Origin of the sequence: Roseateles sp. (genome assembly GCF_046300915.1) — a bacterium.
Taxonomy (GTDB): Bacteria; Pseudomonadota; Gammaproteobacteria; order Burkholderiales; family Burkholderiaceae_C; genus Kinneretia.
This window is the reverse complement of the sequence record NZ_JBKCLH010000058.1, coordinates 21,499-47,509: the sequence shown is the minus strand read 5'-3', so window position 1 is coordinate 47,509 and position 26,011 is coordinate 21,499. Positions and strand designations below refer to the sequence as shown.

Here is a 26,011-nt window from a genome sequence, read left to right as displayed (position 1 = left end):
AGTTGGTGGCCGGGTCGGCCTGGATGAAGCCGCCGGTGGAGGGGCTGGCCGACGCTGCCACGGGGGTGGTGGCCGCCGCGCCCAGATCTATGTGGAGTCCATGATCGTCAAGGTGGACGCCAGCAAGATGGGCCAGTTCGGCGTGCAGTGGCAGGGCATCAGCGGCAACAAGGGTGACTCCACCATCGGCGGCATCGGCACCAACTTCGGCAGCGGCAACCAGAACATCATCAATCTATCCGCAGCCGTGGCCCAGGGGCGCACGGGCATAGGCGCCGCCGTCAGCGCCGGAGGCATCCCTCAGGGCATGAACTTCGGCGTGCTGCAGAAGATCGGTGAGTTCTACACCCTGGGCGCCATTGCCAACTTCCTGGAGGCCAATACCGGGGCCAACATCCTCTCCACGCCCAATCTGGTGGCCCTGGACAACGAGGAGGCCAAGATCGTGATCGGCCAGAACGTGCCCTTCGTCACCGGCAGCTTCACCAACACCGGCACCGGCACTGGCGCGGTCAATCCCTTCCAGACGATTGAGCGCAAGGACGTGGGCCTGACCCTGCGCATCCGCAGCCAGATCGGCGAAGGCGGCACGGTGCGCATGACGATCTACCAGGAAAACTCGGCCGTGATTGCCAACACCAGCAGCTCGGGTTCGGGGCCGACCACGGACAAGAGTGCCATCGAGACCACGGTGGTGGTGGACGACGGCCAGATCATGGTGCTGGGCGGCCTGCTCAAGGACGAGTACCAGGACGGCGACGACCGCGTGCCCGGCCTCTCCAACATTCCCCTGGTGGGCAATCTCTTCAAGAGCCAGAACCGCAAGCGCGTGAAGTCCAATCTGATGGTCTTTCTGCGCCCCGTGGTGATGCGCGACCAGAAGAGCCTGGACCAGCTGACCTTGGACCGCTACGAGAGCATCCGCGCCAACCAGCAGTCCGCCCAGCCGCGCGCCAATGCCGTGCTGCCGGACACCGGTGCGCCGGTGCTGCCGGCCCTGCCGGGCACCGTGCCCGCCACGGTGCCGGGGCGTGCTCCGGTGAGCAACTGAGGACGCACGCCATGGCCATGCGTCACCCCCTGCCCTACGCCTACGCCAAGGCCCATGCGGTGCTGCTGGAGGACGATGGCAGCCAGCTCACCCTCTGGGCCTCGCCCGAGGTGGCCCTGTCCACCCTGGGCGAAATCCAGCGCCTGTATGCCCTGGACCGCATGGAGCATGAAGCCCGGGCCACCCTGGTCGATCGCATCAACGCCGCCTATGCCGGCGGCGAGTCCAGCGCCGCCCTGGTGGTGGGCGAGGTGGAAAGCGCGGTGGACCTCTCGCGCATGATGCAGGACCTGCCCGCGGTGGAAGACCTGCTGGAGGCGGCCAATGACGCCCCCATCATCCGCATGCTCAACGCCCTGCTGACCCAGGCCGCCAAGGACGGGGCCAGCGACATCCATATCGAGCCCTACGAGCGCGCCAGCTCGGTGCGCTTTCGCGTGGACGGCACTTTGAGAGAGGTGGTGCAGCCCAAGCGCGGCCTGCATGCGGCCCTGATCTCGCGCCTGAAGATCATGGCCGAGCTGGACATTGCCGAGAAGCGCCTGCCGCAGGACGGCCGCATCTCGCTGCGCATCGGCGGCCGCGCCATCGATGTGCGCGTCTCCACCCTGCCCTCGGCCCATGGCGAGCGCGCGGTGCTGCGCCTCTTGGACAAGACCGAATCCAAGTTCACGCTCGAAGGCCTGGGCATGAGCGGCGATGTGCTGGCCGCCTTCAAGCAGCTGGTGCAGCAGCCCCACGGCATCGTGCTGGTCACCGGCCCCACCGGCTCGGGCAAGACCACCAGCCTCTACGCCTCGCTGCAGACCGTGGACACCAGCACCACCAATGTGCTGACGGTGGAAGACCCCATCGAGTATGAGCTGCCCGGCATCGGCCAGACCCAGGTCAATGCCAAGATCGACCTCACGTTTGCCAAGGCCCTGCGCGCCATCCTGCGCCAGGACCCGGACGTGATCATGATCGGCGAGATCCGCGACTACGAGACGGCGCAGATCGCCATCCAGGCCTCGCTCACCGGCCATCTGGTGCTGGCCACCCTGCACACCAATGACGCGCCCAGCGCCGTCACCCGACTGATGGACATGGGCGTGGAGCCCTTCCTGCTCAGCTCCAGCCTGCTGGGCGTGCTGGCCCAGCGCCTGGTGCGCAAGCTCTGCCCCGACTGCAAGCGCCAGGGCCCCGACGGCCACTGGCACCCGGTGGGCTGCCCCAGCTGCGGCCACACCGGTTACCGCGGCCGCACCGGCGTCTACGAGCTGATGACGGTGGACGAGGAACTGCGCGCCCTGATCCACGAACGCGCCGCCGAGGGCGCGCTGGCCGCCGCCGCCCGCGGCAAGGGCCTGCGCTCCATGCGCGAGGACGGCGAGCGCCTGATCGAGGCCGGCATCACCTCGGCCGAAGAGGTGCTGCGCGTCACGCGGGACTGAGCATGAGTACACGCCCCCACGCTCACTTCCTTTGCTGCCCCCGGTTGGGGCGCTGATATGCCCGCTTTCAAGTACGAAGCCCTGAGCCCCGAAGGCCGCAGCAGCAGCGGCCTGCTGGAGGCCGACAACGCCCGCGCCGCCCGCGCCCAGCTGCGCAGCAAGGGCCTGGTGCCCCTGGCCGTGGAGGCCGTGGAGCAGCAAGGGGCCGAGACCGGGCCGGGCATGAGCTTCATGCGCCGGCGCGTGTTCGGCGCCACCGGCCTGGCCGTCTGGACCCGCCAGCTCGCGGGTCTGGTGGGCTCGGGCCTGCCCCTCGAGCGCGCGCTCACCGCCCTGGCCGACGAGGCCGAGGACCCGCGCCAGGCCGAGCTGCTGGCCCAGCTCCGGGCCGAGGTCAATGCCGGCTCGCCCTGTGCGCGCGCACTGGCCAGCGCGCCGCGGGAGTTCGACGAGGTCTACCGCGCTGTGGTCGCCGCGGGCGAGCAGAGCGGCGCCCTGGGCGCGGTGCTGGAGCGCCTGGCCGACGATCTGGAGCAGCGCCAGGAGCTGCGTGCCAAGCTCATCGGCGCCATGGCCTATCCGGCCATCGTCTCCCTGATCGCGGTGCTGATCGTGATCTTTCTGGTCAGCTATGTGGTGCCGCAGATCGCCAGCGTCTTCACCAGCAGCAAACGCGCCCTGCCCCTGCTGACCGTGGTGATGCTGGGCTTCAGCGACTTCGTGCGCCACTGGGGCTGGGCCCTGCTGGCGGCCCTGGTGGCCGGCCTGAGCGGCCTGAGCTGGGCCCTGCGCCGCAGCGAGGCCTTCCGCGAACGCTTTGACGCCGGCCTGCTGCGCCTGCCGCTGCTGGGCCGCCTGGCCCGCGGCTACAACGGCGCCCGCTTTGCCGCCACCCTGGCCATGCTGGCCGGTGCCGGCGTGCCCATACTCAAGGCCCTGCAGGCCGCGGCCGAGACCCTGTCCAACCGCGCCATGCGCGCCGACGCGCTGGACGCCCTGGTGCAGGTGCGCGAGGGCGCGCCCCTGGGCTCAGCCCTGGCGGGCAAGAAGCGCTTTCCCGGCATCCTGGCCATGTTCGCCCGCCTGGGCGAGCAGACCGGTCAGCTGCCCCAGATGCTGGAACGCGCCGCACGCCAGCTGGGCGCCGAGGTGCAGCGCCGCGCCATGGCCGCCGCCACCCTGCTGGAGCCCCTGCTCATCGTGGCCATGGGCGGCCTGGTGATGATGATCGTGCTGGCCGTGCTGCTGCCCATCATCCAGCTCAATACCTGGGTGAAGTAGGCGTGGCACCCGGCCCGCAAAGCCGGTAATCCTAGGCAGTTCAGGGCTTTTTCCTACACCGCGCGCGGGCTGCTTTTGCTTGAATGGAGCCAGGCCCCGAGGCCAGACGGGGTCAGGAGAGTCGCCATGAGCAGCCCCCGTCATGCCATCGCCTGCATCGCCCCACGCATCCCGATTGCGCAGATGCGCAGCGTGTTCAGCGTTGCCGAGGTCGAGCGCAAGCTCGCCAAGCTGCCGGAGCGCGAGCACGAGTCGCTGCGCGGCACCTACCAGCGCATGCTGGAGAAGGGGCCGCAGCGCTTTCAGGTCAAGCCCTCGGGCCTGCCGGCCATGAACGAGCTCTACGAGGACCTGCCCAACTTCCATCCGGTGCTGGACGATGTGCGGCGCCAGATCGCCCTGTGCGAGGACAGCGGGGATGCGCTGGAGATCACGCCCCTGCTGCTGCTGGGCCCGCCCGGCGTGGGCAAGACCCATTTCGCGCGCCAGCTGGCCCAGCTGCTGGGCACGGGCATGGGCTTTGTCTCCATGAGCTCCATGACCGCGGGCTGGATACTCTCCGGCGCCTCCAGCCAGTGGAAGGGCGCGCGCCCCGGCAAGGTCTTCGAGGCCCTGGTGGACGGCGACTATGCCAACCCCGTGATGGTGGTGGACGAGATCGACAAGGCCGGTGCCGAGGCCGCCTACGACCCGCTGGGCTCGCTCTACAGCCTGCTGGAGCACGACACCGCGGGCAGCTTCACCGACGAGTTTGCCGAGGTGGCGGTGGATGCCAGCCAGGTGATCTGGGTGGCCACGGCCAATGATGCGCGCGGCATTCCCGATCCCATCCTGAACCGGGTGAATGTGTACGAGATCGAAGCACCCGACTTCGAAGCCGCCCGCCGCATCGCCCTGCGCCTGTACCAGGGCCTGCGCGCCCAGCACGACTGGGGACGGCGCTTCGACGAGGAGCCCTCGGACGCGGTGCTGGAGCGCATGGCCGAGCTGGCCCCGCGCGAGATGCGCCGCGCCTGGATGACGGCCTTCGGCAATGCCAAGCTGGCGCAGCGCGGCACGGTGCTGTGCGAGGATCTGCCCGAGGCCGGCGGCAAGCGCGGCCCCATGGGTTTCATCCAGTAGGAGCTTGTCTCTATGATGGGCGCCTATGCCCATCTCCCTGGACGGCCGCCTGGTGGTGGCAATCTCCTCGCGCGCCCTCTTTGATTTCGAGGCCGAGAACGAACTCTTCGAAGCCGGCGACGACCGCGCCTATATGGCCCTGCAGCAGCAGCGCCTGGACACGCCCGCCACACCCGGCGTGGCCTTCTCCCTGGTGCGCAAGCTGCTGGGCTTCAACGAGGCCGGGCGGCCGCCGCGGGTGGAGGTGGTGGTGCTCTCGCGCAATGACCCGATCTCGGGCATGCGGGTCTTCAAATCGGCCCAGCACTACGGCCTGGGCATCGAACGCGGCGTGTTCACCCGGGGCCAGAGCCCCTGGCGCTATCTGCGGCCGCTCAACGCCCAGCTCTTTCTCTCGACCAACGAGGCCGATGTGCGCTCGGCCCTGGCGGCCGGCGTGGCGGCGGCGCGGGGGGCGGCGCCCGGGGCCCGGGCCGACTGCGGATGCACCCGCGCGAGCTGCGCATCGCCTTCGACGGCGACGCCGTGCTCTTCTCCGACGAAGCCGAGCAGGTCTTCCAGAGCGCCGGGCTGGACGCCTTCCAGGCCCATGAGCGAGAGCGCGTGCTCACGCCCCTGCCGGCCGGCCCCTTCAAGCCGGTGCTGGCCGCCCTGCACGCCCTGCAGCAGGACCGCGAGGACGCGATGAGCATACGCACCGCCCTGGTCACCGCGCGCAGCGCCCCGGCCCATGAACGCGCCCTGCGCACCCTGATGGAGTGGCAGATCGAGGTGGACGAGGCCATGTTCCTGGGCGGCCTGCCCAAGGGCGAGTTCCTGCGCGAGTTCGAGCCCGACTTTTTCTTCGACGACCAGATCGGCCATGTGGAAAGCGCCCTGGCCCATGTGCCCGCCGGCCATGTGGCGGCCGGCGTGAAGAACGGCTGAGCCCGCAAAAAGCCACGCCTCGCGCGCCTCAGCTCCGGCAATCGGCCCGGGTTTCCCCTAGGATTCGGGTTTTGCCATCGAGCTGAAAAACAAAACATGCAAACCGCGCAAGGCGATATCGCCGTGATCGGGCTGGCCGTCATGGGCCAGAACCTGATCCTGAACATGAACGACCACGGCTTCACCGTGGTGGCCTACAACCGCACCACCGCCAAGGTGGATGAATTCCTGGCCCACGAGGCCAAGGGCACCAAGATCATCGGCGCCCGCTCCGTGGAAGAAATGGTGAGCCTGCTCAAGCGGCCGCGCCGCGTGATGCTGATGGTCAAGGCCGGCGCCGCGGTGGACGAGTTCATCGAGCAGCTGCTGCCGCATCTGGAGCCGGGCGATATCGTGATCGACGGCGGCAATTCGCTGTTTGATGACACGGCGCGCCGCGTCAAGTACCTGGAGTCCAAGGGCCTGCACTACATCGGCACCGGCGTCTCCGGGGGCGAGGAAGGCGCGCGCTTCGGCCCCAGCATCATGCCCGGCGGCTCGGCCGCGGCCTGGCCGCATGTGAAACCCATCTTCCAGGCCATCGCAGCCAAGGTGGACGATGGCTCCCCCTGCTGCGACTGGGTGGGCGAAGGCGGTGCCGGCCACTACGTGAAGATGGTGCACAACGGCATCGAGTACGGCGATATGCAGCTGATCTGCGAGGCCTACCAGCTGATGAGCGAAGGCTTGGGGCTGACGCCCGACGAGATGAGCGCCGTCTTCGCCGAGTGGAACCAGGGCGAGCTGGACTCCTATCTGGTCGAGATCACCCGCGACATCCTGGCCAAGAAGGACGAGCAGGATGGCGCGCCCCTGGTGGACAAGATCCTAGACACCGCCGGCCAGAAGGGCACGGGCAAGTGGACCGTGATCTCCTCGGCCGATCTGGGCATTCCCATCACCCTGATGGCCGAGGCCGTGTACAGCCGCTGCGTCTCGGCCATGAAGAGCCTGCGCGTGGAAGCGGCCAAGGTCTTTGGCGGCGCCTCGCGCCGCATCGAGAACGCCGAGCGCGCCGCCTTCGTGGCCGATATCCGCCGCGCCCTCTACGCCTCCAAGATCATCAGCTATGCCCAGGGCTATATGCTGATGGCCGCGGCCGCCGAGCAGAACGGCTGGAAGCTGAACTACGGCGGCATCGCCCTGATGTGGCGCGGTGGCTGCATCATCCGCAGCGCCTTCCTGGGCAATATCAAGGACGCCTTCGACCAGAACCCGCAGCTGCAGAACCTGCTGCTGGCGCCCTTCTTCGAGCAGGCCATCAAGCAGAGCGAGGCCAGCTGGCGCCGCGTGGTGTCCACCGCTGTGCAGCAAGGCATCCCGGTGCCGGCCTTCAGCAGCGCCCTGGCCTTCTTCGACGGCTTCCGCAGCGCCCGCCTGCCGGCCAATCTGCTGCAGGCCCAGCGCGACTACTTCGGCGCCCACACCTATGAGCGCGTGGACCGCCCGCGCGGCGAGTTCTTCCACACCAACTGGACCGGCAGCGGCGGCCGCACGGCGTCAAGCACCTACTCGGTCTGAGCCGAGCGGCCTGGCGCGGTCGCTGGCGGCGGCCGCGCCGCCGCAGTCACGGATCAGCAGTTGCAGCAGAAGATCAACCTGGGCCGCATCGGTCCAGGCCGAGCTCGAGAACAGCAGCCCCAGCTGCTTGGCTCTGGCAGGATCGCCCCCCGACATCAAATAGACGCCAAAAGTCTGCGAAGACTCGTCGAAGCTGAGCGTCACGTCCATCTGCCGGCTGAGCTCGAAGACCTCAGGAGACGCAGCACGCAGACCCTTGCGACGCTGCTTCACCAGCAGCCGACAGCCCGGCTCCAGCGCGTAGGTCCATCGCTGCGGCGCATCTCCGCGCGCCGCGTGGCCCAGCCCGTTCAGCACTTCGAGGCGCTGGGCGAGGTCCATGTCGAAGGGACTGGGGAGAACCTGATCCTCGTTGGGATAGCCGCCCCTGCAGGCGCCCAGCAGGCCAGCCAGGGCCAGCACCGCCAGCATCGCAGCCCACCTCATGATGAGTTGCCCTCGTCAGGCAAGCGGCTGGCCAGCACCTTGTCGATGGTCTTACCGTCCATATCGACAATCTCAAAACGCCAGCCCTCCCAGACCACGGCATCAGCCACGCGCGGCAGCCGACCGGTCAGCAGCATCATCATTCCGCTGAGCGTGTGGTAGCGGCCACGCTCTTCCTCGGGAACGCTGTCCAGCGCCAAGCTGTCCTTCAGCTCCGGCACCGGAATGTGGCCGTCCAACAGCCAGGAGCCGTCTTCGCGCTGCACTGCCCAGGCGGACGCGGGGTCGCGCGGGCGAAACTCGCCGGTAATGGCCTCGACCAGGTCCTGCAGGGTCACCAGGCCCTGTACCTCGCCGTACTCGTCGATCACGAAGGCCATGTGCATGTCCGAGCTGCGGAAGTTGTCCAAGAGCTCCATGCCGGTCAGGGTCTCGGGCACGTAGAGCGGCATCTGCAAATGCTCGTCCAGGCGCGGCTGGTAGCTGCGCACCAGCTTGGAGAGCAACTGACGCGCGTTGACCACACCCACGATGTCATGCAGCCCTCCGCGTACCACCGGAAAGCGCGCATGGTCCGAGGCCTCGATGCGCGCCAGGTTCTCCTCCAGCGGTGCATCGAGATCCAGGCAAACCACGTCGCCGCGGGGCACCATCAGCGAACCGATCTGGCGGTCGTCGAGGCGGAACACATTGCGCACCATGGTGTGCTCGTGTGACTCGATCACCCCGGCGCTGGTGCCCTCCGCCAGCACCGCATGAATCTCCTCCTCGGTGACGTTGAAGGCGCTGCTGGCACGCACGCCCATCAGGCGTAGCAGCGCATTGGTGGAGCCGGAGAGCAGGCGCACAAAGGGCTTGGTGGCCGTTGCCAGGGCTGCGATCGGGCGCGCCACCAGGCGCGCTACCGCCTCGGGGTTGGACTGACCCAGACGCTTGGGAACCAGCTCGCCAAGCACGATAGAAAAATAGGTGATCAGCAGCACCACCAGCGCGGTACTGGCGGGGCGCGCCAACTCAGCGGGGGCACCGAGCGTCTGCAGCCATTCGGCCAGCGGACCAGCCAATGCGGCCTCGCCGACAATGCCATTGAGTACGCCGATGGAAGTGATGCCGATCTGGATGGTAGAGAGGAAGCGGGTCGGATCCTCTCCCAGCTTGACGGCGGCAGCGGCGGCGCTGTCGCCCTCGTCAATGAGCTTCTGCAGACGCGCCTTGCGCGCGGTGACCAAACCGATTTCTGACATGGCGAACAGGCCATTGAGCAGGATCAGTGCAAACAGTAAGGCGATTTCCATGAGTGTGTGAAGCCGCAGGCAGACAGAGTCCGCCGCAGCATGGCTGAGGAGTGTGAGAGATGTGGGAGGTGGCTGGGACGGCGCCAGCCCATCGCCATCAGGCCATGCGGGGCGGCCGGAGCAAGGTACCGAGAGTGAGCCCCTCGGGCTGGAGCAGCGGCCCCATTGCGGCAGCATCAGGTAGTGCGGCTCGCAGCGATATGGCGGGAGCGCTGGCGCAATGATCGGCCATATCGTCGGAGGTATCGCCGAGCTCCAGCACCAGGCCGGACAGCTCGTCTGCATCACCCTGCAGGTCTGCAGCCAGCGGCTGCTCCGCTCCCTCCATCTGCGGGAGGCCCGCAGGATCGGATCCATGCACAACCACGCCTGCGGCAAGTGCGTAGGCGGGGATCAACAAGGCACAGACCAGAATGCGAAGCCAGCGGATCACGGTGCTGCGATTGTAGATTGGACGTCGGGCATGGCGACCCGGCCCAAGGCGGGCTTTAGGCCAAGGTCACCCGCGCAAACTTACGCTTGCCCACCTGCAGCACGAACTGGCCGGGCTGGACCTTGAGGCCCTTGTCGCTGACCACGCCGCCGTCGATCTTCACGCCGCCCTGCTCCACCATGCGCAGGCCCTCGCTGTTGGAGGCCACCAGGCCCGCGGCCTTGAGCAGGGCGCCGATGCCCATCTCGCCGCCGGCCAGGCTGAGCTCGGGGATGTCATCCGGGATGCCGCCCGCGGCGCGCTTGTTGAAGTCGGCCTCGGCGGCCTCGGCCGCGGCGGCCGAGTGGAAGCGGGCAGTGATCTCCTTGGCCAGCAGGACCTTGGCGTCCTTGGGATTGCGGCCCCCGTCCACATCGGCCTTAAGCTGGGCGATCTCGGCGCTGGAGCGGAAGCTCAGCAGCTCGTACCACTTCCACATCTGCACATCGCTGATCGAGAGGATTTTGGCGAACATGGTGTTGGCCGGCTCGGTGATGCCCACATAGTTGTTCTTGGACTTGGACATCTTTTCGACGCCGTCCAGACCCTCCAGCAGGGGCATGGTCAGGATGCACTGGGGCTCCTGGCCGTACTCGGCCTGCAGATGGCGGCCCATCAGCAGATTGAACTTCTGGTCGGTGCCGCCCAGCTCCAGATCGCTCTTCAGCGCCACCGAGTCATAGCCCTGCATCAGGGGGTAGAGGAACTCGTGCACCGAGATGGGCGTGCCGGCGGCATAGCGCTTGGTGAAGTCGTCGCGCTCCATCATGCGGGCCACGGTGTACTTGGCGGCCAGCTGGATCATGCCGCGAGCGCCCAGGGGGTCGCTCCACTCGCTGTTGTAGCGGATCTCGGTGCGCGCCGGGTCCAGCACCAGGCTGGCCTGCTGGTAGTAGGTCTCGGCGTTCACCTTGATCTGCTCGGCCGTCAGCGGCGGGCGGGTGGCATTGCGGCCCGAGGGGTCGCCGATCATGGAGGTGAAGTCGCCCACCAGGAAGATGACCTGGTGGCCCAGCTCCTGGAGCTGGCGCATCTTGTTGAGCACCACGGTGTGGCCCAGGTGCAGGTCGGGCGCCGTGGGGTCCAGGCCCAGCTTGATGCGCAGGGGCTGGCCGGTGGCTTCGGCACGGGCCAGCTTGTTCAGCCATTCGGCCTCGGGCAGCAGCTCATCCACACCGCGCTGGGTGATGGCCAGGGCCTCGCGCACCTTGTCGGTGACCGGATATCGCGGCGCCTCGGCCGGTGCGGGAGACGGTACGGCTGTGGAGGTTCGCGATTCGGACATGATGGCTGAAACTTGGGCGCAGGCTGGATCTAAAGCCTTGATTTATCGGGTTTTCTTGGCGTTGACGCGAGGATGGCCTCGGTATACTTGCCGCTGTTTTTGCGCGCCTGTACCCGCACCGGGTCTTGGCCGCAATGCCTAATTCTAGTGGAGGGCCCCGGCCCTCTCTGGCCGTAAGCGGTGACTGGCAGAACGCCAAAACAACAAGATCCCAGGTTTTTGAGCGTGATTGACTGGAAAAACGAACTCAAGCAGGCCCTGGCGCGGTCCGAAGCCTTCGCGGCTCGCCATCCGCGCGCCCTCACCGCCTCGGTGGTGAGCCTGTTGGGCGGCTTTGCCGTCACGGCCTTCGGTATCGCGCCGCTGGCCCCCAATGCCGAAGATCTGCCTCAGCGTGTGATCACGGAACAGGTCCAGATTCTGGATCTGGAAGACCAGCTCAGTGCCCTGGCCGCCCACGATCTGACCCTGGTGCGCAACGATGTCACGCGCGCCAGCGACACCGCCGACTCCCTGCTGCGCCGCATGGGCGCCTTCGACCCGGCCGCCGCCGCCTTCCTGCGCAATGACCCGCTGGGCCAGCGCGTGCTCAAGGGCCGCGTGGGCAAGATGGTGCAGCTCAGCGCCGAGCCCGATGGCACGGTGCACCGCATGGTGGTGCGCTTCCCCGCCGAGCTGGCCGAGCAGCAGTCGACGCACTTCAGCCGCCTCAGCATTGAACGCAAGGGCCAGGGCTTCAGCGCCAAGCTGGAAACTGCCCCGCTGCAGCCCCAGGTGCGCCTGGGCAGCGGCACGGTGCGCAGCTCGCTCTTCGTCGCGACCGACGAGGCCGGCATCCCCGATGCCGTGGCCTCGCAGATGGCCGATATGTTCTCGGGCGATATCGACTTCCACCGCGAGCTGCGCAAGGGCGACCGCTTCTCGGTGGTGTTCGAAAGCCTGACCGCCGACGGCGAACCCATCAATTGGGGCCAGGCCAGCGGCCGCGTGATCGCCGCCGAGTTCGTGAACAACGGCAAGAGCCACTCAGCGGTCTGGTTCAAGGACCCGAGCAACGGCAAGGGCAATTTCTACGGCTTCGACGGCCAGAGCAAGCGCCGCGCCTTCCTGGCCAGCCCCATGGAGTTCTCGCGGGTGACCTCGGGCTTCGCCATGCGCTTCCACCCCGTGCTGCAGAAATGGCGCGCTCATCTGGGCATCGACTACGGCGCGCCCACCGGCACCCCGGTGCGCACCGTGGGCGACGGTATGGTGGAATTCGCGGGCTGGCAGAACGGTTTCGGCAATGTCGTCTATGTGCGCCACAGCGGCGACCGCCAAACGGTCTATGCCCACCTGAGTCGCATGGATGTCAAGAAGGGGCAGCGGGTCGAACAAGGTCAGCGCATCGGCGCCGTGGGCGCCACGGGCTGGGCCACCGGTCCCCATCTGCACTTCGAATTCCGAGTCAAAGGCCAGCACCAGGATCCGCGCGCGATCGCTCGCGCCTCCGAGGCCGTCACCCTGCCCGCCAGCGCCAAGGCACAGTTCCAGGCCACCGTGGCCAGCATCAAGAACCAGCTCTCCGCGGCCGAGTCCATGGGCGTGGGCGTGAGCGGCGCGGACTGAGCGCACCCGGCACAACTACTGCCCATCGCGCGTGAGCGAGTTCTTCATCGGCCTGATGTCCGGCACCTCGCTGGATGGGGTGGACGCCGTGCTCGCGCGCTTTCCCGGCCCACAGGGCGCGGCCCTGGAGGTGCTGGGGCATCAACATCAGCCCTTCGAGCCCGCGCTACGCGCCGAACTGCTGGCCCTGAACAGCCCCGGCGAGAACGAGGCCCACCGCTGCGCCCTGGCCGGCAACGGCCTGGCCCGCGCCTATGCCAATCTGGTGCAGCGACTGCTGCAACAACACCAGCTCCCGCCCGGCGCCGTGCGCGCTCTCGGCGCCCACGGCCAGACCATACGCCACCGCCCTGGCGAGTTCGACGGCTGCGGCTACACCCTGCAGCTGCTCAACGGCGCCCTGCTGGCCGAGCTCACGGGCGTGGACACGGTCTGCGATCTGCGCGGGCGCGATGTGGCAGCCGGTGGCCAGGGCGCACCTCTGGTGCCTGCCTTCCACCGCGCGCTATTCGGTCGCAGCGATGCCCAGGTGCTGGTGCTCAATATCGGCGGCATCAGCAATATCAGCGTGCTGGAGCGCGAAGGCCAGAGTCTGGGCTATGACTGCGGGCCCGGTAACTGCCTGATGGATTTCTGGGTGCAAGGCCACCGGGGCCAGGCCTATGACGCCGATGGCGCCTGGGCCGCCAGCGGGCACGTGCTACCCGAGTTGCTGCGGCGCCTGCTGAACGAGCCCTTCTTCGCCCGCCCAGCGCCGCGCAGCACCGGGCGCGATCTCTTCAATCCGGATTGGCTGGCTGCCCGCCTGGGTGGCGGCGCCGCCCAGGCCCGCCCGGAAGAGGTGCAAGCCACCTTGCTGGAGCTCACAGCTCAGAGCATTGCCGACTGCCTGCGGCCGGACGCGGAGGCCGGCGCCGAACTGCTGGTCTGCGGCGGCGGCGCGCTCAACGGCCGGCTGATGCAGCGTCTGCAGGCCCTGCTGCCCCAGCAGCGCGTGCTCAGCAGCGCCGCCCGCGGCCTGCCACCCATGCAGGTGGAGGCCGCCGCCTTTGCCTGGCTGGCCCAGCGCTTTGTGAAGCGCCTGCCGGGCAATCTGCCAGCCGTGACCGGCGCCGCCGGGCCGCGCGTGCTGGGCGCCCTGCACCCCGCGTAATCGAGGCTGCGCCCAGCATGACAAAGGCCGCCCGAAGGCGGCCTTTTCACTGGGCAGCAAGACCCGGACGGTGCTCAGACCGAGAAGCTCGAACCGCAACCGCAGGTCGTAGTGGCATTCGGATTCTTGATCACGAACTGCGCACCCTGCAGGTCTTCCTTGTAGTCGATCTCGGCGCCGGTGAGGTACTGCAGGCTCATGGCGTCGATCAGCAGGGTGACGCCGTTCTTGCTCATCTGGGTGTCATCCTCGTTCACCGCCTCGTCGAAGGTGAAACCGTACTGGAAACCGGAGCAGCCGCCGCCCTGCACGAAGACGCGCAGCTTCAGGTCCGGATTGCCTTCCTCGGCCACCAGATCGCGCACCTTCTCGGCGGCGCTGTCGGTGAAGATCAGCGGCACCGGCATATCGCCAGCGCCAGCGGTGGAGGTCTCGAGAACTGCGCTCATAGCATTTCCTGTGGAATGGTTCTTGCCGCGATTGTCCACGCAAACGGACATGTCTGCAGCCTGGGGATATTTGGGGCCGGGCCCAAATGAAACAAGGCCGCTGCATTGCGGCAGCGGCCTTGTCGAGCAAGCGACCCGCCACGAGGGCAGGTCGACAGGCCGGGATCAGCGCTTGCTGAACTGCTTGCGGCGACGAGCGCCGTGCAGACCGACCTTCTTACGCTCGACTTCACGCGCATCACGCGTGACGAAGCCAGCGCGGCTCAGTTCGGGCTTCAGGGCCGCGTCGTAGTCGATCAGCGCGCGGGTGATGCCCAGACGGACAGCACCAGCTTGGCCGGACTCGCCACCACCGTGGACATTGACCTTGATGTCGAAGGCTTCGCCATTGTTGGTCAGCACCAGGGCCTGACGCGCCACCATGATCGAGGTCTGACGGCCGAAGTACTGCTCGATCGTGCGACCATTGATGATGATTTGGCCCGTGCCCTTCTTGATGAAGACGCGAGCGACCGACGACTTGCGGCGGCCGGTACCGTAGTTCCAGTTTCCGATCATTGCCGCTCCTTAGATGGCCAGAGGCTTGGGCTGCTGAGCGGCGTGCGGGTGCGTATCACCAGCGTACACCTTCAGCTTCTTGATCATCGCGTAGCCCAGCGGACCCTTGGGCAGCATGCCCTTGACAGCCTTCTCCAGGGCACGGCCCGGATGCTTGGCTTGCATGTCCTTGAACTTGGTGGCGTAGATGCCACCAGGGAAGCCGCTGTGACGGTAGTACACCTTGTCGGTGGCCTTGGTGCCAGTCACACGGATCTTGTCGGCGTTGACGATGACGATGAAATCACCGGTGTCGACGTGAGGCGTGTAGATGGCCTTGTGCTTGCCGCGCAAACGGAGTGCCACTTCGCTGGCAACACGTCCGAGCACCTTGTCGGTGGCGTCAATCACAAACCACTCGTGCGTCACTTCGGCCGGCTTGGCGCTGAAGGTCTTCATGAGGATCTTTCAAATAGCCGGCAACTTGGGACAAAGCATCCTTGAGAAGCCGGCGGTCGGCTGGTTGTACTGTTTTCGGTCCCACTCTCATCGGTGCCGCTTATTGGCAATCGCTCATGCGCTCATGGGTATGAGCACTCACGACCACCGGCGGCCTCTCAGGCACAGCAAGACTTCTCCCGCAACCAAATCCGGGAAAGCCCGAGAGTGTACCGCATGCAGGCCCAACTGGCAAAGACCTCGGTATCGGCACCCCGAAAATGCCGGGACTGGGCTACCATACGGGTAACTACGTAGGCACACCATGAGCGAACCAGACACCACCGCCCCGTCGCCCTCCACCTGGGCGCCGCTGCAGCGTCTGTCTTCCTGGGTGCCGATTCGCTCCCTGGCGAGGCGCCATCGCCGTCGCATCCGCGATCACCTGCTGAGCCTGTCGGAGCGCGATCGATACCTGCGCTTTGGCTACCCGGCCTCGGACGAGCAGATCGCCCGATATGTCGCAGGCCTGGACTTTGACCGTGACGAGGTGCTCGGCATCTTCAACCGCCGCCTGCAGTTGGTCGCCATGGCGCACCTCGCCTACGAACCGCTGCCCCAACGACAGGGCAAGCCAGCCATGGCCGAATTCGGTGTCTCCGTGCTGGAAAAGGGCCGTGGGCGCGGCTTCGGGGCTCGGCTGTTCGAGCGAGCCGCCTTGCACGCACGCAACCGCGGGATTGAAACCTTGTTCATTCACGCGCTCAGCGAGAACGCGCCCATGCTCAAGATCGCCCGCAAGGCTGGCGCCAAGGTGGAGCGCGACGGCGCCGAGTCCGAGGCTTGGCTGCGCCTGCCGCCCGACACCGTGGCCTCCCATGTGGGCGAGGCCATCGAGCGCCATATGGCCGAACTGGACTTCCAGTTCAAGCGCCATATCCGCGTGCTGGGCGACATCATCGACGGCGTGGCCGAGGTGAAGTCCCAGTATGAGGATGCCGGCAAGGCGGCCAAGCAGTAAGCCGCTCGGCCCGGATGGTCGCGGGCCTTTTTACCTCTCGTTGCCCCCCCAAAAACGGCCGCCAAGCCCGCGCCGGATCAGGACTTTTGTCACCCCGCGTCTGGGGGGCGACCCGGACGCCGCTGTCACAATATTCAGTTACATTCGCCCGCATAGGTGCCGGTGGCACCGCCAACCAACGAGATCACGAGGGATGCAAACCACTGTTCCGTGGATCATCGCGCTGGTGTTCGGCCTGGGTTTTGCTGTCATGGTCGCGCTCTGGCTGCTTCGCCGCCCCAGCAAGGCGAGTCAGCCCCTGCCCACTGATTGGTCTCTGAGTCCGCGCCCGGTCTTCAGCACCGAAGAGCGGCGTGTCTACCGGCTGCTGCGCGAAGCACTCCCCCACCACGTCATCCTCGCCAAGCTGCCGCTGGTGCGTTTTTGCCAGCCCACGGAAGCGCGTCAGGTCGGCTATTGGTTCGATCTGCTGGGCGGCACCCATGTGAGCTTCGCCATCTGCAGCCCCAATGGCCGGGTGCTGGCGGCGATTGATCTGGACAGCGACCGCCAGAGCTCCAGTCGCAGCCTGCAGATCAAGCAGTCGGTGCTCGGCGCCTGCCGGGTACGCTATCTGCGCTGCCCCATCGACAACCTGCCCAGCGCGGCGGAACTGCAGTTGCTGGTGCCGTTTACCGGCGCCGCCAACCGCGGGCCTCAGCCGGCACCACTGCCCACGCGGCACGCCGGCACGATGAGCCCCCCCCAACGCCGGGCCGCAGCCGGCCGACGTGACAACCTCTGGCAAGACTCGGCGGTCTTCCACGATTCCTTCTTCAGCCCCGACAGCCGCTACGACAGCTTGGCGGGCGGCCGCCCGGGCTTTCGCAATAGCCGCCCCTTCGGTGAGCCCCTGAGCGCCGATTCGCAATACCCCGACGAAGCGCCGAATGACATCGTGGGCGTGGTGGTGGACTCACCGCGCTACGGGCACCGCTAGACTGGGGCCCTGCCCCGCCACTCTTTGCAAACGGCGCCGCGGGCGCCGTTTTTCATCTCTTGACCCTGCCCAGCCTCAGCGACACCAGCTTCCGCGACCTCACGCCCGAGTTCATGCTCGATGCACTGGAGAGCGTGGGCCTTTACGGCGACGGCCGCCTGCTGCAGCTCAACTCCTACGAGAACCGGGTGCTGCAAGTTCATCTGGAAGATGGGCGGATTGCCGTGGCCAAGTTCTACCGACCCGGCCGCTGGAGCGATGCGCAGATCCTGGAAGAGCATGAGTTTGCCCGCGAGTTGCAGGCTGCCGAAATCCCGGTGGCTGCGCCCTGGGCCCTGGGCGAGCCCGCCAGCAGCTTGGCTCATTACCGCGGCCAGCGCTTCGCCGTCACGCCGCGCCAGGGTGGCCGCGCGCCGGAGCTGGAAGACCCCGAGGTCCTGACCTGGATAGGCCGCTACCTGGGCCGCATCCACGCCGTGGGCCGAAGCCGGCCCTTTGCCCACCGCCAGACCTGGGCCAGCGCCCTGCCGGGTCAGCAAGCCCTGGACTGGCTGCTGGCCCACGAGAGCGTGCCGCTGGAGATCCGCCCCGGCTGGGAAGACGCCGTGCGCCGCTGCCTGGACGCCATCCAGCGCGCCTTTGACGAGACCCCGGACCTGGGCCTGCTGCGCCTGCACGGCGACTGCCACCCCGGTAACATCCTCTGGACGCCGGACCGCGGCCCGCACTTCGTGGACCTGGACGACGCCGTCACCGGCCCCGCCGTGCAGGACCTGTGGATGCTGCTCTCGGGCGATGCCGAGAGCATGCGCCGCCAGCTGGCCTGCGTGCTGGAAGGCTACGAGAGCATGGCCGAGTTCGACCACCGCGAGCTGCGCCTGATCGAACCCCTGCGCACCCTGCGCATGATCCACCACAGCGCCTGGCTGGCCCGCCGCTGGGGCGATCCCGCCTTCCCCGCCGCCTTCCCCTGGTTCGGCAGCAGCAATTACTGGAGCGACCAGGTGGTCAAGCTGCGCGAGCAGCTGGAAGCCATGCAGCCCCAGCCCCTGGCCGGCGGCCTGCCCATGCAGGGCGGCGCCGACGAGGAAGAGTACAAGTTCTGGGATGCCGAATAGGGCCTGTTAACACGACAGCCCTAGACGAATCGTGCCTCAGCGCGAGGCCAGCCGCTCGCGTTCACGCCGTGCCAGACCATACTCGATGAACTCCATAACCCCGGTAGCTAGGCTGCGGTCCAGCCAGCGACGCGCCTGCTCAGTGTCGCGCTCCAGCACCGCCTTCTGGGCCGCGAAGAAGTAGAGCTCGCACTCGCGCCCCGCCTGGTCGGCCTTATCGGCCGCGACTTGGGCTTGCACTTCCTTCAAACTCAGCTCGCCGCGCAGCATGCGCAACAGGGGCATGGGCCACGCGGGCTTGTCGCTGCTGCCGACCAAATCGGCCGTCGCCGCCCGGCCGTCCTGACCCTGGGCTTGCTGGGCCAGGAAGAGCCAGAGTCCGCGGTAGCCGCGCTCTGCCTCGCTGCCCGTGCCACCGCGCAGCAGCTCGCGCAGGTCTTCGCTGGCGCCGGCAAAGTCACCGGCCATATAGCGGGCCTGGGCCCGGGTATAGCGGGGCGCAGGTTCATTCGGAGCCAGCCGCAAGGCCTGCTCGGCAGCGCGCTGGGCCTCGGTGTCCTGTCCGCGGATCAGGGCGTTAACGGCCAGGCTGGCCTGCGCTTCGCTTAGGACAGGGTCCAGCTGGATGGCGTTCTCAAAGGCCTGGCGTGCGGCCTGGTGCTGGCCCAGATAGTCCAAACTCTGGCCGTGCTCTATCTGCACCCGCGCCTGCAGCTTGGGCGGCAGGCGCTTGCCAGCCAGGATCAGTTCCTGGGCCAACAGATCGTAGTGCGCATTGGCCTGCACCTGGGTAGCGACCTTAAGCCGGCCGCTGCGCAGGCGCTCGCTCAAGGCCTTGGCCGCACTGCGGAAGTCATCGCTGCGCCCAGGGTCTATGGCGGGAATGGCCAACTGAGTAGCCAGACGGGGCCAGACTTTCTGCAACCCATCTCGGTAGCGGGCCCATTGTGCGGCCTCGATCCGGTCGGTCTTCAGTTGCAGCTCAGCCTGAAACTCGCCGAAGCGCGGCCCACCTTTGTTGCGCAGGCGCAGCTCAAAGAACTCATTGCTGTCGGTAAAGGGCGCCTCGCTCTCGCGCGCATAGGCCTGCTCGGAAAATTCGAAGCGCACGATGTGCTTGTAGGTACCCGGCAGGCTCACATTCAAGGCCTGCTCGCGAGGCGTCATATCGGGCAGCCGCAGCGGCCCCATCACGCCGGAGAGCGCCACCTCGGTGCCCATCACGCCTTTGCTGAGCAGGCGCCAGATGTCGCCATTCGCGCGCAGGCGCTGGGTGATGCGCAGGGCATTGCGCCCTGGCACGTCCTCCACCTGCACCGCGCCCTGGCGCTGGTAGGCCGGGTAGGCCCGCGCCAGATCGCCCATCAGCAGGGCCTCGAAAGCCTCCTGGGGCTGGGAAGCCCGCGCCATGCGCAGGTTCTCGGCCACCTCGCCGTAGTACACGGCCTCGGAAACCAAGTCTCCGGCTTCGGCCAGGCGCGCAAAGCTGAATACATCGCGCAGCTCAGCGCGCAGTTGCTCGTACGCCAGGGGTGTGGCCAGGGGCGCACTCTCGCCGGACCGTGCCAGCAGGGCCGGGCTCAGGCCGGACACCGCGCGCTCGCTAGCCGGTCCAGTCTGCAGGGAGCGGGTGGCATCCAGCCAGAGCCAGCCCTCGCCGCGCTTGACGGCCACGATGGCGTGGTCGAAGTTCAAGGGGCTGGGAAGGCGCTTGCCCATGCCGCGGCGCAGGGTGGTGGATACCAGGGCAGGTTGGGCCTCGATCTCCAGCTGAGCCAGGAGATTGACCAGCAAGGCAGCCTTGTCCTTACAGTCGCCGAAGCGCTGGCGCATGACTTGTGTCGCGCCGGCCGGGCGATGTGAGGAGGCGCCGATCTCCGTGCCGAAGTAGCGGATCTCCTTCTGCACAAAGTCCAGGGCTAGCTCCAGGCGGCGCTCGGGATCGCTGCTGGCCGCGCGGATCTCGGCGGCCTTGGCCGCCAGTGGTTCGCGCTCGCGCAGGGCTGGCGCGAACTGGCGTTCGGCCCAGGCGGCCACATCGCCCCAGCTCTCGAACTCGCTCCATTCCAGCAGATCGGCGTAGTTATCCTCGGCCGGGACCAGGGGGTCGTAACGAAACTGCGGCACCGCGCGGCGGCGCAGCACGGTCTCGCGCAGGCCGTCGCTGCGGGTCGGCTCGCTCAGCTCCACACCCGGCACAGCCACGCGGTGCCGGATCTTGCGCTCGGCCGGCGCTAGCAGGCGGCGCTGCACCAGGGCCACCGGGCCGCGGCTGGCACTGAGCCACTGGGTATCGACGAAGCGGCCCTCAAAGACCGGGTTGTCGCCCACCAGGGAGGCGGACCATTCCACGCGGTCGCCCACGCGAAGGTCTTCCAGCACGATGGAGGCGGTCACACGCCCATCGACGATCTGGCGCTCCAGCTGGGTCTCGCGCTGCAGCAGCTTGACCGCCTTGCGATCCAGCCGGTCAAGACGCTTGCCCTCGCGCCAGATCACCAGCTCATGGATCTGCAGGCGCTCGTAGCTGGGGTCGAAGACGAATTCGATCTGCGAGCCGGCCTCCAGACCGGCGCTGCTATTGATCTGGCGCAGCGCATGCTGGTAGCGCACCGTGCCGCCGGGTGCGCCCACACGGGTCTGGTCGTCCATCAGCAGCACCTGCACCGGCGCTGAGGGCAGGCTGGGCAGGCCCTCCAGGCTCACGGCCTGCACCCAGGCCGGGCGCGGCGTGATGCTGAAGCCGGCCGCCGCCGGGCTGCCGCTGACGGGTTTGGCCGCCACAGACTTGGCCGCAGCCGGCTTGCTGGCGACACCCTGCTGCGCCAGGGCCAGCGGCATCCAGCATCCCAGGCCCAGGATTAGGCCCAGGGTGCCGGCGCGCAGCCGGTGCGGAACATTGAAGCGATTCGTAGCACGATCTTGGCGTTTTGTCTTCATCACAGGCCCTCCCCAGGCCGCCGACGATGATAGTGCGGCTCATCGCCGGCGCCCGGGTGGGGCAGGGAAAACGCCGAGCGCGCGCTCAGCCCAGCAGCATGGCGTTGACGCGCTTCACATAGGCGGCCGGGTCTTCCAGGTTGCCGCCCTCGGCCAGCACGGCCTGGTCGAAGATCACCTGGGCCAGGTCCTCGAAGCGCTCACCGGCGCCCTCGAGCTTCTTGACCAGGGCATGCTCGGCATTGATCTCCAGCGTGGGCAGGGAGGTCGGCGCGGCCTGACCGGCCTGCTTGAGCAGGCGGGCCAGATGGCCGCTCATATCGCCCTCTTCCACCACGATGCAGGCCGGCGAATCCACCAGGCGGGTGGAGACGCGCACGTCCTTGGCGCGGGCCTTGAGCGTGTCCTTGAGCTTGTCCAGCAGGGGCTTGAGGTCCTCGGCGGCGGCCTCGGCCTTCTTCTTCTCTTCCTCGTCCTGCAGCTTGCCCAGGTCCACGGCGCCCTTGGCCACGGACTGCAGGGGCTTGCCCTCGAACTCGTAGAGGTGGGAGAGCATCCACTCGTCCACACGGTCCACCAGCAGCAGCACCTCGATGCCCTTCTTGCGGAAGATCTCCAGCTGCGGGCTGTTCTTGGCGGCCTGCAGGCTGTCGGCGGTGATGTAGTAGATGGCCTCCTGGCCTTCCTTCATGCGCTTGAGGTAGTCGGCCAGAGAGACGCCCTCGTCGGCCTCGGTGGAGGCGAAGCGCAGCAGCTTGGCCAGACGCTCCTGGTTCTGGTGGTCCTCGCCCACGCCCTCCTTGAGCACCTGACCGAAGTCCTTCCAGAACTCGGCGTACTTGGCGCGTTCGGCGGCGTCCTCGCTATCGGCCAGGGACTCCAGCATGGAGAGCACGCGCTTGGTCGAGCCCTCGCGGATGGCCTTCACATCACGGCTTTCCTGCAGCAGCTCGCGCGAGACGTTCAGCGGCAGGTCGGCCGAGTCGATCACGCCCTTGACGAAGCGCAGATAGACCGGCATCAGGGCCTCGGCATCGTCCATGATGAAGACGCGCTTCACATAGAGCTTGACGCCACCGCGCTTGTCGCGGTTCCACAGGTCAAACGGGGCCTTCTTGGGGATGTAGAGCAGCTGGGTGTATTCGCTGCGGCCTTCGACGCGGTTGTGGGTGTAGGCCAGCGGGGCCTCGGTGTCGTAGGAGATCTGTTTGTAGAACTCCTCGTACTGCTCCGGCGTCACCTCGCTCTTGCTGCGGGCCCACAGGGCGGAGGCCTTGTTGACGCTCTCCCACTCGTCCTTGAGCACCTGCTTGGCGGCCTCGGCGTCCCACTCCTCCTTCTTCATCAGAATGGGCAGGGAGATGTGGTCGCTGTACTTGCCGATGTTGGACTTCAGGCGCCAGGTCTTGAGGAACTCATCCTCGCCCTCGCGCAGATGCAGGATCACATCGGTGCCGCGGCCGGGCTTCGCAATGGTCTCGACCTCGAAGTCGCCCGTGCCCTCGGAGCTCCAGCGCACGCCCTGCTCGGCCGGCAGACCGGCGCGGCGCGACTCGACCGTGATGCGGTCGGCCACGATGAAGCCGGAGTAGAAGCCCACGCCGAACTGGCCAATGAGGTTGGCGTCCTTCTTCTGGTCGCCCTCCAGCTTGGCCATGAACTCGCGCGTGCCGCTCTTGGCAATGGTGCCCAGATGGGCCACGGCCTCCTCGGCGCTCATGCCGATGCCGTTGTCGCTGATGGTCACGGTGCGGGCGGCTTCGTCAAAGCTGACGCGCACTTCAAGATTGGGCTGCTCCTCGTAGAGCGCCGCGTTGTCCAGGGCCTCGAAGCGCAGCTTGTCGCAGGCGTCGGAGGCATTGGAGACCAGCTCCCGCAGGAAGATCTCCTTGTTGGAGTACAGCGAATGGGTGACCAGGTGCAGGATCTGCTTGACCTCGGCCTGGAAGGAATGGGTGTGCTTGGCCATGACTGGTTTCTTGTGGATGTGAGGATGTACAAACGGCAATAGCGCCGCGCGCCCCCGCAGCTGGGGGCACTTCGGCGCAGTTCAAGAGGGCGCGAGAACCGCGCCGCCGTATCAGTAGGAGAGGCTGAGCTTGGCCACGTCCACGCGCACCAGGGCCTTGGACAGCGCACCGCGCACCGCGCGGGCGAAGTCCAGGGAAAAAGCGGGATCACCAAAAGCGGCGGGGCCGACGGCAGACGCCACGGCCAGCACCTTGTCGGCCAGCAGGACCTTGCCCGAGCCACGCATGGGTTCGCATTCGTTCTTGACGAACTGCTCGTCCAACCAGCGCCGGGCGGCCTCGAAGTCCAGGACCTCGCTGCCGTCCACCACCAGATCGAACTCCTGGCCCGGACCGAACACAACCTTGATCTCGCTGCGCATCGTCTGCCTCCTGAAGCGACCTGCAGATTCTCGCTCAGCCGCGAGCCGCGCGAACAGCCTCGCTGAGCACCTGCAGCACCTGCAGCGAGTCGTCCCAGCCCAGGCAGGCGTCGGTGATGCTCTTGCCGTACTCCAGCTGGGACGGCTTGTCCTTGCCGGGGCTGAACTTCTGGGCGCCGTCCTTGAGATGGCTTTCCACCATCACGCCGAAGATGCTCTTGCCACCCGCCTGGATCTGGGCCGCGATATCGCGTGCCACGTCCAGCTGGCGCTCATGCTTCTTGCTGCTGTTGGCGTGGGAGCAGTCCACCATCAGGCGCTGGTCCAGCTTGGAGGCGGCCAGGTCGGCACAGGCCGCGGCCACGCTGTCGGCGTCGTAGTTGGGCGCCTTGCCGCCGCGCAGGATCACATGGCAGTCCTTGTTGCCCTTGGTTTCGACGATGGCGACCTGGCCGTTCTTGTGCACCGAGAGAAAGTGGTGCGGGCGGGCCGCGGCCTGGATGGCATCAGTGGCGATCTTGATATTGCCGTCCGTGCCGTTCTTGAAGCCGATGGGCGCCGAGATGCCCGAGGCCAGCTCGCGGTGCACCTGGCTCTCGGTGGTGCGCGCGCCGATGGCGCCCCAGGAAATCAGGTCGCCAATGTATTGGGGCGAGATCACGTCCAGAAACTCCGAGCCGGCCGGCATGCCCAGGCGGTTGATCTCCAGCAGCAGCTGGCGCGCGATGCGCAGCCCCTCGTCGATGCGGTAGCTCTCGTCCAGATAGGGATCGTTGATCAGACCCTTCCAGCCCACGGTGGTGCGGGGCTTCTCGAAGTAGACCCGCATCACGATCTCCAGCGTGTCGGCGTGCTTCTCGCGCTCGACCATCAGGCGGCGGGCGTACTCCAGGGCAGCGGCCGGATCGTGGATGGAGCAGGGGCCGATGATGACCAGCAGGCGGTCGTCCTTGCTCTGCATGATGTCGCGGATCTTCTGGCGCGTGCCCGTGATCAGGCGCTCCATGGGCGTGCCGGAGATGGGGAAGAAGCGGATCAGGTGCTCAGGAGGCGGCAAGGGCGTGATGTCTCGAATGCGTTGGTCGTCGGTTTCGCTGGTCTTGTCCTGCGGCGAATACCAGCGTTCGGCGGTGGTCTTGGCGTTCATGCGGTGGTGCTGTGTGAGGGTGGTGGGCGGGGCGCCGAGGCAAAAAAAAACCGCCGGGGGTTCACCCGGCGGTTTCTTGGAGATTCTTGGCGCTTGTCTTGCGTTTACGCGTTCGCCTCTCCTCCGCCGGTGCGGTGCGAGAACCAAAAGAAAGCAAAATAAAAATTGCTGACGAAACGCATGGGTCTGAATGTAGCACGGGGCCTGCCAGCCCGGTCAATCAGAGGCTGTTGCGCACAAACCGCAAATGCCTCACTGGGCCTTCACCGAAACGACACGCGACCATCGGCCTGTCCGCGCAACAGAGGTTCAACCGACCCCGAGTCTGAAGTGTTTGAGAGAAGTTTTCGGGGGACCTCATAGCGGAGCATGCGGACAAGCACTTGCTCCCCACCTTCCCCAGCGACTTTGGGCGTCCTCGCAGCAGACCACTCCTGCACATCAAAGCGGACTATTGAGTCATTGACCACAAGGCCGCCGAATTTCCTAGAGTTCCGCCCCGTCCAGTCGAACGATGTCCCCAGCTCGAACGCGATGACTTCTCGGCTGTCCAGTGACGCAATCGTGATCTCAAGATCACTGTAGACACCCGAGAAGATCGCAACATGCTCGTTTGAACATGCAAAGCCTCTGATTCCAAAACCCCACGGCACCAGCTGCCATGTACCGACGTCCAGTCTGAGCATTCCATGCCGATAGACCGGATGCACCGCGGACGGACAGCCATCGCCTGGCGTGCCCTGCGAGGCTTGCTGCACCACCGGCAACTGGGCTTCGTACTGCGAGGCGGCGGGCCAAACGATTCGGGGAATTGGACTCCAAGTACGCTTCGAGGCAAACACGCCTCGCACAAATGTGCTGGCATGACCGTTGGTCCAGCCCGTCGGTGGGCTCCCCTCAATCTGCCCGGCATACAGATTGCGCTTGGCAACTACCTTGCCCGTCAGCGAATCAAGCACTTCCAGCTTGCTCGCTGTGGTATTCCCTTCTTTTGTGGAGGCAAGACGACTTTCTCTCACGACCCAGCGCTCACCAGGATTGGCTGAACCCTTCCTGACGATCAGCCATCCCCAATCACCGGCTTCATACCGATCAGACAGGAAGTCAACATAGGCATGGCCAGCTATCGCCGTACGCAAATCAAGAAGCGGCCGATCGCGCAGCTCGCCGAAACCCAGTTGTTCGAGGCGAAATCCCGTTGCACCTGCAGCATGGCCTTGGGCCTCGCGCTCCTGCCACTCCACAAAACCCAAGTACCCCGCCGCGGCCAACACAACGAGGAACGCCAAGGCGAGAACGGACCGTCCTTCCCCGCGA

General features: G+C 66.8%; 21 protein-coding genes and 2 pseudogenes. 11 read left to right on the top strand and 12 right to left on the bottom strand.

Annotated features, from left to right (window positions below):
• The 6 genes and pseudogenes from ACK5F2_RS04475 to gnd all read left to right on the top strand — a co-directional run.
• A pseudogene (locus ACK5F2_RS04475) lies at positions 1–1,051 on the top strand (type II secretion system protein GspD); the annotation flags it as partial.
• 11 nt (positions 1,052–1,062) lie between these two features.
• Positions 1,063–2,484, top strand: coding sequence for a type II secretion system ATPase GspE (gene gspE / locus ACK5F2_RS04470; RefSeq protein WP_409863076.1), 1,422 nt, complete (start codon positions 1,063–1,065; stop codon positions 2,482–2,484).
• A gap of 57 nt (positions 2,485–2,541) precedes the next feature.
• Entirely contained in the window at positions 2,542–3,765 is a 1,224-nt protein-coding gene (gspF, locus tag ACK5F2_RS04465) for a type II secretion system inner membrane protein GspF (RefSeq protein WP_409863074.1), read from the top strand.
• A 126-nt stretch (positions 3,766–3,891) separates the two neighbouring features.
• Positions 3,892–4,887 (top strand): AAA family ATPase, encoded by a 996-nt coding sequence (locus tag ACK5F2_RS04460; RefSeq protein ID WP_133603914.1) that lies wholly within the window; start codon positions 3,892–3,894, stop codon positions 4,885–4,887.
• 25 nt (positions 4,888–4,912) lie between these two features.
• Positions 4,913–5,814: pseudogene (locus ACK5F2_RS04455) on the top strand (5'-nucleotidase).
• A 96-nt stretch (positions 5,815–5,910) separates the two neighbouring features.
• A complete protein-coding gene (gene gnd, locus ACK5F2_RS04450; protein WP_409863073.1) occupies positions 5,911–7,374 on the top strand; it encodes a decarboxylating NADP(+)-dependent phosphogluconate dehydrogenase in 1,464 nt (487 codons plus the stop codon).
• Here the strand turns inward: gnd and ACK5F2_RS04445 are convergent.
• The 4 genes from ACK5F2_RS04445 to tyrS form a co-directional block, all read right to left on the bottom strand.
• Positions 7,354–7,845: a hypothetical protein gene (locus ACK5F2_RS04445; protein ID WP_409863072.1), complete on the bottom strand. Its 492-nt coding sequence runs from the start codon at positions 7,843–7,845 to the stop codon at positions 7,354–7,356. The two genes, gnd and ACK5F2_RS04445, sit on opposite strands and share 21 nt — an antisense overlap.
• An 11-nt stretch (positions 7,846–7,856) precedes the next feature.
• Positions 7,857–9,155, bottom strand: a complete 1,299-nt coding sequence (locus ACK5F2_RS04440) for a hemolysin family protein (protein ID WP_409863070.1) — start codon at positions 9,153–9,155, stop codon at positions 7,857–7,859.
• A 97-nt stretch (positions 9,156–9,252) separates the two neighbouring features.
• On the bottom strand, positions 9,253–9,588 hold the full coding sequence (locus ACK5F2_RS04435; RefSeq protein WP_409863068.1) for a hypothetical protein: 336 nt from the start codon (positions 9,586–9,588) through the stop codon (positions 9,253–9,255).
• Positions 9,589–9,643: 55 nt separating this feature from the next.
• A complete protein-coding gene (tyrS, locus tag ACK5F2_RS04430; RefSeq protein WP_409863066.1) occupies positions 9,644–10,912 on the bottom strand; it encodes a tyrosine--tRNA ligase in 1,269 nt (422 codons plus the stop codon).
• A gap of 225 nt (positions 10,913–11,137) precedes the next feature.
• Between tyrS and ACK5F2_RS04425 the strand changes: the two genes are divergently transcribed.
• Positions 11,138–12,520 carry a peptidoglycan DD-metalloendopeptidase family protein gene (locus tag ACK5F2_RS04425; RefSeq protein ID WP_409863065.1) on the top strand — a complete coding sequence of 461 codons (1,383 nt, stop codon included), beginning with the start codon at positions 11,138–11,140 and terminating at the stop codon, positions 12,518–12,520.
• A 31-nt stretch (positions 12,521–12,551) separates the two neighbouring features.
• Positions 12,552–13,673 carry an anhydro-N-acetylmuramic acid kinase gene (locus ACK5F2_RS04420; protein ID WP_409863063.1) on the top strand — a complete coding sequence of 374 codons (1,122 nt, stop codon included), beginning with the start codon at positions 12,552–12,554 and terminating at the stop codon, positions 13,671–13,673.
• 74 nt (positions 13,674–13,747) lie between these two features.
• Here ACK5F2_RS04420 and erpA read toward each other — a convergent pair whose 3' ends face one another.
• The 3 genes from erpA to rplM all read right to left on the bottom strand — a co-directional run bounded on the left by erpA (position 13,748) and on the right by rplM (position 15,118).
• Positions 13,748–14,122, bottom strand: coding sequence for an iron-sulfur cluster insertion protein ErpA (gene erpA / locus ACK5F2_RS04415; protein WP_133603910.1), 375 nt, complete (start codon positions 14,120–14,122; stop codon positions 13,748–13,750).
• A 165-nt stretch (positions 14,123–14,287) separates the two neighbouring features.
• Positions 14,288–14,680 carry a 30S ribosomal protein S9 gene (gene rpsI / locus ACK5F2_RS04410; protein WP_133603909.1) on the bottom strand — a complete coding sequence of 131 codons (393 nt, stop codon included), beginning with the start codon at positions 14,678–14,680 and terminating at the stop codon, positions 14,288–14,290.
• Positions 14,681–14,689: 9 nt separating this feature from the next.
• Positions 14,690–15,118, bottom strand: a complete 429-nt coding sequence (gene rplM / locus ACK5F2_RS04405; protein WP_409863061.1) for a 50S ribosomal protein L13 — start codon at positions 15,116–15,118, stop codon at positions 14,690–14,692.
• A gap of 304 nt (positions 15,119–15,422) precedes the next feature.
• Here rplM and ACK5F2_RS04400 point away from each other — a divergent pair, with 304 nt between their 5' ends.
• The 3 genes from ACK5F2_RS04400 (at position 15,423) to ACK5F2_RS04390 (ending at position 18,215) form a co-directional block, all read left to right on the top strand.
• On the top strand, positions 15,423–16,118 hold the full coding sequence (locus ACK5F2_RS04400; protein WP_409863060.1) for an N-acetyltransferase family protein: 696 nt from the start codon (positions 15,423–15,425) through the stop codon (positions 16,116–16,118).
• Between the two features lie 193 nt (positions 16,119–16,311).
• The gene (locus ACK5F2_RS04395) at positions 16,312–17,097 is read left to right on the top strand and encodes a DUF2726 domain-containing protein (RefSeq protein WP_409863058.1); all 786 of its coding nucleotides are present in this window, start codon (positions 16,312–16,314) and stop codon (positions 17,095–17,097) included.
• Positions 17,098–17,156: 59 nt separating this feature from the next.
• Positions 17,157–18,215 (top strand): serine/threonine protein kinase, encoded by a 1,059-nt coding sequence (locus ACK5F2_RS04390; RefSeq protein WP_409863057.1) that lies wholly within the window; start codon positions 17,157–17,159, stop codon positions 18,213–18,215.
• Between the two features lie 36 nt (positions 18,216–18,251).
• On the opposite strand, the gene ACK5F2_RS04385 is transcribed toward ACK5F2_RS04390, so the two are convergent.
• From ACK5F2_RS04385 to ACK5F2_RS04365, 5 genes are all read right to left on the bottom strand, one after another.
• Positions 18,252–21,155: a DUF3857 domain-containing protein gene (locus ACK5F2_RS04385; RefSeq protein ID WP_409863055.1), complete on the bottom strand. Its 2,904-nt coding sequence runs from the start codon at positions 21,153–21,155 to the stop codon at positions 18,252–18,254.
• Between the two features lie 85 nt (positions 21,156–21,240).
• Complete coding sequence (gene htpG, locus ACK5F2_RS04380; RefSeq protein ID WP_409863054.1) at positions 21,241–23,124, bottom strand: molecular chaperone HtpG; 1,884 nt, start codon at positions 23,122–23,124, stop codon at positions 21,241–21,243.
• A gap of 111 nt (positions 23,125–23,235) precedes the next feature.
• A complete protein-coding gene (locus ACK5F2_RS04375) occupies positions 23,236–23,547 on the bottom strand; it encodes a hypothetical protein (RefSeq protein WP_409863053.1) in 312 nt (103 codons plus the stop codon).
• A 34-nt stretch (positions 23,548–23,581) separates the two neighbouring features.
• Positions 23,582–24,694 carry a 3-deoxy-7-phosphoheptulonate synthase gene (locus tag ACK5F2_RS04370; protein ID WP_409863052.1) on the bottom strand — a complete coding sequence of 371 codons (1,113 nt, stop codon included), beginning with the start codon at positions 24,692–24,694 and terminating at the stop codon, positions 23,582–23,584.
• Positions 24,695–24,957: 263 nt separating this feature from the next.
• The gene (locus ACK5F2_RS04365; RefSeq protein WP_409863051.1) at positions 24,958–25,983 is read right to left on the bottom strand and encodes a hypothetical protein; all 1,026 of its coding nucleotides are present in this window, start codon (positions 25,981–25,983) and stop codon (positions 24,958–24,960) included.
• Positions 25,984–26,011 lie beyond the last annotated feature (28 nt).

What these genes read in the sequence shown, in the direction of transcription:
- gspF (WP_409863074.1), top strand. Translation starts at nt 2,542, where the DNA reads ATGCCCGCTTTCAAGTACGAAGCCCTGAGCCCCGAAGGCCGCAGCAGC.
- tyrS (WP_409863066.1), bottom strand. Translation starts at nt 10,912, where the DNA reads ATGTCCGAATCGCGAACCTCCACAGCCGTACCGTCTCCCGCACCGGCC.
- rplM (WP_409863061.1), bottom strand. Translation starts at nt 15,118, where the DNA reads ATGAAGACCTTCAGCGCCAAGCCGGCCGAAGTGACGCACGAGTGGTTT.
- ACK5F2_RS04370 (WP_409863052.1), bottom strand. Translation starts at nt 24,694, where the DNA reads ATGAACGCCAAGACCACCGCCGAACGCTGGTATTCGCCGCAGGACAAG.
- gnd (WP_409863073.1), top strand. Translation starts at nt 5,911, where the DNA reads ATGCAAACCGCGCAAGGCGATATCGCCGTGATCGGGCTGGCCGTCATG.
- erpA (WP_133603910.1), bottom strand. Translation starts at nt 14,122, where the DNA reads ATGAGCGCAGTTCTCGAGACCTCCACCGCTGGCGCTGGCGATATGCCG.
- ACK5F2_RS04400 (WP_409863060.1), top strand. Translation starts at nt 15,423, where the DNA reads ATGAGCGAACCAGACACCACCGCCCCGTCGCCCTCCACCTGGGCGCCG.
- ACK5F2_RS04445 (WP_409863072.1), bottom strand. Translation starts at nt 7,845, where the DNA reads ATGCTGGCGGTGCTGGCCCTGGCTGGCCTGCTGGGCGCCTGCAGGGGC.
- gspE (WP_409863076.1), top strand. Translation starts at nt 1,063, where the DNA reads ATGGCCATGCGTCACCCCCTGCCCTACGCCTACGCCAAGGCCCATGCG.
- ACK5F2_RS04460 (WP_133603914.1), top strand. Translation starts at nt 3,892, where the DNA reads ATGAGCAGCCCCCGTCATGCCATCGCCTGCATCGCCCCACGCATCCCG.
- ACK5F2_RS04395 (WP_409863058.1), top strand. Translation starts at nt 16,312, where the DNA reads ATGCAAACCACTGTTCCGTGGATCATCGCGCTGGTGTTCGGCCTGGGT.
- ACK5F2_RS04385 (WP_409863055.1), bottom strand. Translation starts at nt 21,155, where the DNA reads ATGAAGACAAAACGCCAAGATCGTGCTACGAATCGCTTCAATGTTCCG.
- ACK5F2_RS04375 (WP_409863053.1), bottom strand. Translation starts at nt 23,547, where the DNA reads ATGCGCAGCGAGATCAAGGTTGTGTTCGGTCCGGGCCAGGAGTTCGAT.
- rpsI (WP_133603909.1), bottom strand. Translation starts at nt 14,680, where the DNA reads ATGATCGGAAACTGGAACTACGGTACCGGCCGCCGCAAGTCGTCGGTC.
- ACK5F2_RS04440 (WP_409863070.1), bottom strand. Translation starts at nt 9,155, where the DNA reads ATGGAAATCGCCTTACTGTTTGCACTGATCCTGCTCAATGGCCTGTTC.
- htpG (WP_409863054.1), bottom strand. Translation starts at nt 23,124, where the DNA reads ATGGCCAAGCACACCCATTCCTTCCAGGCCGAGGTCAAGCAGATCCTG.